Origin of the sequence: Streptomyces sp. NPDC058246, from assembly GCF_042881985.1 — a bacterium.
In the GTDB taxonomy this organism is placed as follows: Bacteria; Actinomycetota; Actinomycetes; order Streptomycetales; family Streptomycetaceae; genus Streptomyces.
In genome coordinates this window covers 104,160-111,018 of record NZ_JBHVWZ010000029.1, presented here as the reverse complement: position 1 = coordinate 111,018, position 6,859 = coordinate 104,160, and the positions used below count along the sequence as shown (strand labels likewise).

The following is a 6,859-nucleotide window of genomic DNA, read 5'->3' as shown; positions in this document are numbered from 1 at the left end:
CCGAGGCATCGCACTCGTCACCGGTGAGCAGCCGGACAGCCCTGCCTTCCTCGACCAGCGCGCGGACGAACCGGATCGTCCCGTCGAGGTAGCGCCGGTGTATCTCGTCGGCCCGGGCGCGGTCGTCGTTTCCGCCGTGGAAGTCCATGACGCCGACGCAGACCGGGCCCGGCGGGCCCGGTATCGCGCTGTGCGGAGGCGTCGGCAGGGCGAACGCGAGGTCCGGGTGGACCTCGTCGCGCGCGGTGTCCACGCCCATCGCCCGCATCGCGTCGCGGGACTGCGTGTCCCGGTACGACCGGTAGGCGGCCAGCCGCGCCGACCAGCGCACCAGGACCCGGGTCGGCCGGTTGCCGATCGCCGCGGCGCCGACGCCGACCAGCGCCACCCGGGTGCCCAGCAGCCGGCCACTCGCGCAGAGCAGGAACAGCGAGTACGGGAAGCCCCACGGCCGCAGCGGCAGCGTGGCCTCCAGGACGCCCATGCCCGGCACGATCACCACGTCGTGCCGGCGCACCCAGGCGGCGGTGCGGAAGACGTCGACGAGTTTGCCCAGGCCCTTCCCCGCGATCGCGCCCGCACGCGACGCGGTCCGGTACTCCCCGCGGTACCAGTGCAGCCGCGTCGCGGGGATGCCGTACCGGGCCGCGACGACCTCGGGGCCGCCGCACAGCGCGTCCACGACCGTCTCCGGGTGCTCGGCGCGCAGGTAACCGAGCACGGCCTCGAGCGATCCGTCGTTGCCGAGGTTGCCGGAGCCGAGCAGGCCGAACACCCCGACCCGCACCGCAGTTTCGTTCGCAGACGTCACGCCCGCCTCCCCTCACGGCCGGCGACGAGGGCGTCGACGGAGACAGTGAGCCCGCCCGGGTCGACCGGGGCGCGGTCCTCGACCCGCTCGCCGGCGCCCGGCCGGACCCGGCTGGTCATCCATGCGGCCAGGTGGCGGTAGCACGCGCGCCGGTCGGCCGGGGACAACGGCGCCCGCCGGATCGCCGAGGTGAAGCCCCACACGTACTCGGCGAGCAGCCGGGGCGTCGGGTGCAGCAAGCCGGCCCGGCGCGGGTCCAGGTTGACGCACCGGGAGCGCTTGGACGGGTTCGCCCGCTCGGCGCGGGTGGGGTGGTCGCGGCGGAAGTACAGCAGCTCCGGCACCTGGTGGAAGGGTCCGTGCAGGGTGATCTCGGCGACGTACGTGCGGTCCGCGTGGTGGTAGCTGTCCATCGCTTTCACCCGGCGCAGCACGTCGGTCCGCATCACTCCGTAGAAGTCGTCGCCACCCGGCTCGAACAACAGACTGCGGAAGCGCTCCGGTGCGTGCCGGGAGTCGGTGGCGAGCCCGTACTCGTAGGGGACCTTCACCTGGCCGGCGCCGTCGATGACCGCCTGGCCGGTGTGCGCGAGGATCACGTCCGGCCGCTCGTCGAGCGCCTCCACGCAAGCCCGCAGCAGGTCACGGCCGTACAGGTCGTCGTGCGAGGCCCACTTGAACAGCTCGCCGCGGGCCTCGGCGAGCACATGGTTGTGGTTCGGCGTGGCGCCGATGTTGCGGGGCAGCCGGAGGTAGCGGATGCGGGAGTCCTGGGCCGCGTACTTGCGGCAGATGTCCTGCGTCCCGTCGGTCGAGGCGTTGTCGGAGATGACCAGCTCGAACTCCTCGTAGGTCTGCCCGAGCAGGGCGTCGAGCGACTCGGCAAGGTACTCCTCGCCGTTGTACACGGGCAGGCCGATGCTCAACCTGGGTTGGGCGGTCATGAGGTCCTCACTTCGGGGATGGGATTGCGGTGCCGCTCGCGGAGGGCGGACCGCAGTTGCAACCACCACACGGCCGAGCCGCTGACGGTCGCGGCGGCGACGCCCCAGGCCGAGCCGACCGTGCCGGCGGCGGCCGCCCCGCCGAGCCCGCCGCTGACATAGCAGGCGGAGGCGAACAGTTGGGAGCGCAGGCTGCGCCGGGCCGCGCCGAGCGCGCGCAGCCCGGCCGCCGCGCCGGTGCCGAGGCCCGCGCCGGCGACGCCGAGAGTGATCGGCACGATGAGCTCAGAGGCGGAGTGCCAGACGTCACCGAGCACCAGCTCACCGAGTCGCCCGGGCATCAGCAGCAGCGCCGTGCCCCAGAGCAGCGCGCCGGCGGCCTGCCCCCCGCCAAGGAGGAGGCAGAACCTGCCGATCCGGTGCGGTGCCTGCCGCAGCACCCGTGCCGCCTCTGGAACGGTGACCAGCGAGAGCCCCATCAGCACGGCGAGGAACGGGCCGAGCAGGAGCTCGGCGCCCCGCACCGCACCCACCGCACTGACCCCGACGATCACGCCGAGCCCGTACGCCCGCAACTGGCTCGCGCCACTGAGGCTGACGTTCTCGACCAGGTACCGATAGCCGAGATCGCGCTGCTCGCGAAGCCACCCGCGCGCCTCGGTCATCCGGGGCCGGATGCCGGACTGGATGTAGCCGTACCCCGCCGCCACCGTGGCGGACGCGCCCCAGGCGAGCACGAAGGCGGCCACGCTGCCCACACGGGCCGCCACCACCATGGCCGGGACGAGCGCGACACCCCACACGACGTCGTTGACGAACGCCTTTTGCCCGCTGCCGGCTGCGAAGAACGAGAAGCGCCAGGCGTCCTGGAGCAGCAGCCCCGGCAACATGATGCCGAGGGCGGCGAACGCGGGCCCCAAGCGGCCGCCGAGGCCGAGCCCGGCGACCAGACACACCGCGCCGAGGGCGGCACCGACACCGAGTGCGGTACCCGTCGACCGGACCACCGCCCCGCGCCAGGACGCGTCCGGAACGCCGCTGAAGCGCACCACGAGCGGGTCGGTGGCCAGCCCGCGGGAGACGTTGAGCACCACGCCGTACGTCACCCAGGCGAGGCTGAACACGCCGAACGCGGTCACCCCCAGCGAGCGGGCCACGTAGATGCCCACCGCGAAGTTGCTCACGCTGGAAGCCGCCTGGTCGGCCAGTCCCCAGGACAGCCGACCGACAAGGGCCCGCTTGGCGGATCCGGTCGGTGTCGTCGTCTTCTCCCCCTCGGTGGTCATCGGTGTCATGCCTTGATCAGCCCGGCGTCGTGCAGGGCGTCGGCCGCGGCGGCGACGGTGTCGAACGGCAGCCCGGACCGTTCGGCGACGTCCAGCAGACTGTGCTCTCCGTCGGAGATGCTGAGCACCCAGAGCATGGCCATCTGAGCCTGCTTCGCGTCGCTACGGCCGCCGAGCGAGTCGTACAACCCACGTCGGCCCAGCTGTGGTTCGCCGTAAGGGCTGAGGTTGACGTACCGCCGGTTGCGGTCAAGGACGGTGAACGCCTCGCGGCAGACGGCGAGCGTGTCCGCCATCGCCTCCGGGGAGACGAAGTCCGGGTTGTCCGCCGAGGTGTGGTACTCGGGGTACCCGGCGTACGGGGTCCGGCTGAGCGAGCCCACGCCGAGATCGAACCCGGGCGAGCAGTACTGCCGTTCGTCGTAGCCGTACGGAGTGAACTCGACCACGCTGTGCGGGCGTTCGGAGGCGGCCAGCAGATGCCGCATCACCCGGTCGATCTCCGCGTCGCCGCGCCTGCTCTGCTTGTACGTCAGTTGGCCCGAGTCGCCCGCGCAGGCCAGCACCAGACCGTGCTTGACCCTTCCCCCAGCTCTCGGCTCCGCTCGAGCAGGGGATACCCCATTGATCCGCTCCGCGTTGCGGGCCAGCCAGGTGATCGCCCCGATGGTGCCGGGCGCGTAGATGAATCGGTAGGTGTAGTACGGCGTTTCCTGTGCCAGTGCCCGGGCCAGGAACGTCGCCACCGCGATGCCCGCCAGGTTGTCGTTGGCCAGCGACGGGTGGCAGACGTGGCAGGAGACGATCACCTCGTCGGAGACCTGCCCGGGGACCACGTGCTCGGCGTAGGTGAGGTGGCCGTCGCTGAGTGTGGAGTCGATGCGTACCTCGTACTCGCCGTCCGGCAGCGCGTCCAAGGTCTCCTGGGCCAGGCAGAACCCCCACTCCGGCGTGTAGTAGCTGGTGCGGTACGGCACCCAGGTCGGGTGGTCCGGCAGGGTGTGCAGGTGTCCGCGCAGCTCGGCCAGCGGCATGGTCTGCGACACCGGGACGCTGTAGCCGAGCACGTGCAGGCTGGACGCGGCGAAGTCGACGACGCGGTTGCCGGCGGTGTCGGCGATGTACGCGTCGCGAATGTTCCACTCCTGCGGCACCGTCCAGTCGAGCACCTGAGTCCCGGTCGGCACCTCGTGCACCTGCAGCGGGACGTACTCGCCGACGATCTCCAGGGTGGCCCGCACACCGTCGCCGGTGATGCTCCGGCACAGCGGGTACAGCCGCTCCACCAGCGCGTGCATCTCCTCGCCGACTGTGGTCATCGGCGCCACCGCAGGGTGTCGTCGACGGCGCCGGCGTCGGACGCCGCGCGCAGCACGGCAAGCCGGGTGAAGCGCTGCTCGAAGGCCTCCCGAGTCAGGTCGAACTTCCGGTAGGCGTCGGCGAGTTCGAGCGCGCCCTGCTTCACCGTCCACTCGCAGTCGAAGCCGGGGATCGCGGTGCGGAACCGGGAGAAGTTAACCCGGTACGACCGCGGATCGGCACCGGTCTCCCCCGTGATCACCACCTTCGCGCCGGACACCGCCTCGGCGACCTGTTCGGCGATCTCGGCGACCGTGACGTTGTTGACCTCGCTGCCGATGTTGAACGCCCGGTCGTGCACCGCTTCCCGCGGCGCGGTCAGTGCGGCCGCGAAGGCGCGTGCGATGTCGGCGGCGTGCACCAGCGGGCGCCAGGGGGTGCCGTCGGACAGCACCAACACCTCGCCGGACAGGAGTGCGTGGCCCACCAGGTTGTTCAGCACGATGTCGGCGCGCAGCCGGGGCGAGTAGCCGAAGGCGGTGGCGTTGCGCATGAACACCGGGGTGAAGTCGCCGTCGGCCAGCGCGTGCAGGTCGTCCTCCACTCGCACCTTGGACTCCGCGTACGGCGTGACCGGGCGCAGCGGGGCGTCCTCGGTCACCAGGTCGGCGCCGCCGGCGGCGCCGTAGACGGAGCAGGTCGACGCGTACAGGAAGCGCCGCACTCCGGCGTCGCGGGCCAGCCGGGCAAGCCGTACGGACGCGTGGTGGTTGATGTCGTAGGTGAGCTCCGGCGCCAGCGATCCCAGCGGGTCGTTGGACAGCGCGGCCAGGTGGATCACGGCGTCCACCCCGGCCACGTGCTCGGGCGTGACGTCGCGCAGGTCGACGCGATGCCCCGACGGGTCCGCGGGCGGCGGGCCGAGGACGCAGTCGGCGAACAGGCCGGCGTCGAGACCGACGACCTCGTGCCCGGCGGCCGCGAGGACCGGGGCCATCACGGTGCCCAGATAGCCCTGGTGTCCGGTCAGCAGTACGCGCAAGGTTCATTCCCCCAGGTTGAGAGTGAGTTTGGTGACGGCGAACGCCTCGGCGTAGCGCGCGTGGCATTCGATGCCGCGGATGCGCGCAAGGCCGAGGAAGGCTTCCCGGTCGTACCAGGGCCGGTGCCGCTGCGAGGGGTAGTGCTCCTGCAGCAGCCGGACCTTCTGTTCGGCGATCTCCGGCGACAGCGGCTGGTACACCGCCGGACGGCCGAGATCGCCGTCCCACTTGACGATCTCGTAGCCGAGCACGAGGTGGTCGCGGAATGCGGTGGGCAGCAGCTGCGCCAGGCCGCGGTGATCCTGGTGCGCGTCATCGGTACGCGGGGCGAGGACCAGATCCGGCTCGGTCTGCAGCCGCAGCTCCTCGACCGCGGCCTTGGCCTCGTCCCAGTGCGCGGGCATCCTGCCGTCCGGCAGCTTGAGCACGGTCAGCCGCAGATCGGCGCCCGGGCAGAAGGCGGCGAGCGCGGCCTGCTCCTCCTGCTCGCGCGCGCTGCCCCCGCCGGAGAGCACCAGCGCGTCGACGCGGATACCCGGCCGCGCGAGGCACAGCGTCAGCAGCGTGCCGCCGGCGCCGATGGCGATGTCGTCGCAGTGCGCGCCCACCGCGACGATCCGGTCCAGGCGCCCGGCGCCGAGCCGGATCACGCCCTCGCTCCGGCGTCGTCCCTGCTGCCGGTCGCGCTCGCCCCGTCCCGTTCCCACACGGCCCACGGGCGGTCGCCCCGGGCGTAGGCGTCGTCGAGCGCTGCCCGCTCCTTCACGGTGTCGGTCGGCTTCCAGAAGCCGCGGTGCTGGTGCGCCACCAGCCGACCGCGCTTGGCCAGTTGGGCACATCCGTCGGCGACCAGGTCCCCGTTCTCCGGTATGTGGTCGAAGACCTCCTGGCGGAGCACGAAGTAGCCGCCGTTCTCCCACAGCGGCATGTCGCTCACCGCGGTGATGCCCCCCACGAGGCCGTCCTCGCCCAGGTCCACGCAGTGGAACGAGGACTGCGGCGGCACCACCATCATCGACGCTCCGGCGTCGCGCCGGGCGAAGCGGTCGATCATCTCCGGCAGCGGGGCGTCGGTGAGCACGTCGGCGTAGTTGGCGAGGAACATCTCGTCGCCGTCCAGATGGTGCCGCACCCGGCGCAGCCGCTCCCCGATCGGTGACTCGATGCCGGTCTGCGCGAACGTGATCGTCCAGTCGGCGATGTCGGTGGACAGCAGCTCGGTCCGCCCGCCCCGCAGCACGAAGTCGTTGGACGTCGTCTCCTCGTAGTTGAGGAAGAAGTCCTTGATGTGGTGGGCCCCGTACCCGAGGCACAGGATGAACTCCGTGTGCCCGAAGTGCGCGTAGTAGCGCATGACGTGCCAGATCAGCGGTCGCGGCCCGACCATCGCCATCGGCTTGGGCACGTCGTCGGAGGTTCCGTTGCGCATGCGCATCCCGTAACCGCCGCAGAACAGGACGACCTTCATGCTGTGAC

General features: G+C 71.8%; 7 protein-coding genes. All 7 read right to left on the bottom strand.

Annotated elements, in window-relative coordinates; genetic code table 11:
* Nucleotides 1-811: polysaccharide pyruvyl transferase family protein (locus ACFVXA_RS32000; protein WP_390027994.1), on the bottom strand; the 811-nt coding region annotated here is incomplete at its 3' end.
* Nucleotides 808-1,755, bottom strand: a complete 948-nt coding sequence (locus ACFVXA_RS31995) for a glycosyltransferase family 2 protein (RefSeq protein ID WP_384020810.1) — start codon at nucleotides 1,753-1,755, stop codon at nucleotides 808-810. The genes ACFVXA_RS31995 and ACFVXA_RS32000, both read right to left, overlap by 4 nt.
* Nucleotides 1,752-3,041 carry a hypothetical protein gene (locus tag ACFVXA_RS31990; protein ID WP_384020813.1) on the bottom strand — a complete coding sequence of 430 codons (1,290 nt, stop codon included), beginning with the start codon at nucleotides 3,039-3,041 and terminating at the stop codon, nucleotides 1,752-1,754. Before ACFVXA_RS31990 ends, ACFVXA_RS31995 begins: the two co-directional genes overlap by 4 nt.
* Nucleotides 3,042-3,046: 5 nt before the next feature.
* Complete coding sequence (locus ACFVXA_RS31985; RefSeq protein ID WP_383907662.1) at nucleotides 3,047-4,369, bottom strand: DUF4910 domain-containing protein; 1,323 nt, start codon at nucleotides 4,367-4,369, stop codon at nucleotides 3,047-3,049.
* Nucleotides 4,357-5,382 (bottom strand): NAD-dependent epimerase/dehydratase family protein, encoded by a 1,026-nt coding sequence (locus tag ACFVXA_RS31980; RefSeq protein WP_389747247.1) that lies wholly within the window; start codon nucleotides 5,380-5,382, stop codon nucleotides 4,357-4,359. Before ACFVXA_RS31980 ends, ACFVXA_RS31985 begins: the two co-directional genes overlap by 13 nt.
* A gap of 3 nt (nucleotides 5,383-5,385) precedes the next feature.
* The gene (locus ACFVXA_RS31975; RefSeq protein ID WP_384020822.1) at nucleotides 5,386-6,033 is read right to left on the bottom strand and encodes a PIG-L deacetylase family protein; all 648 of its coding nucleotides are present in this window, start codon (nucleotides 6,031-6,033) and stop codon (nucleotides 5,386-5,388) included.
* Nucleotides 6,030-6,851: a glucose-1-phosphate cytidylyltransferase gene (locus ACFVXA_RS31970; RefSeq protein ID WP_362015119.1), complete on the bottom strand. Its 822-nt coding sequence runs from the start codon at nucleotides 6,849-6,851 to the stop codon at nucleotides 6,030-6,032. Before ACFVXA_RS31970 ends, ACFVXA_RS31975 begins: the two co-directional genes overlap by 4 nt.
* Nucleotides 6,852-6,859 lie beyond the last annotated feature (8 nt).

Bases quoted from the DNA above. Each gene is read 5' to 3' on its own strand.
- ACFVXA_RS31995 (WP_384020810.1), bottom strand. From the start codon at position 1,755: ATGACCGCCCAACCCAGGTTGAGCATCGGCCTGCCCGTGTACAACGGC.
- ACFVXA_RS31990 (WP_384020813.1), bottom strand. From the start codon at position 3,041: ATGACCACCGAGGGGGAGAAGACGACGACACCGACCGGATCCGCCAAG.
- ACFVXA_RS31970 (WP_362015119.1), bottom strand. From the start codon at position 6,851: ATGAAGGTCGTCCTGTTCTGCGGCGGTTACGGGATGCGCATGCGCAAC.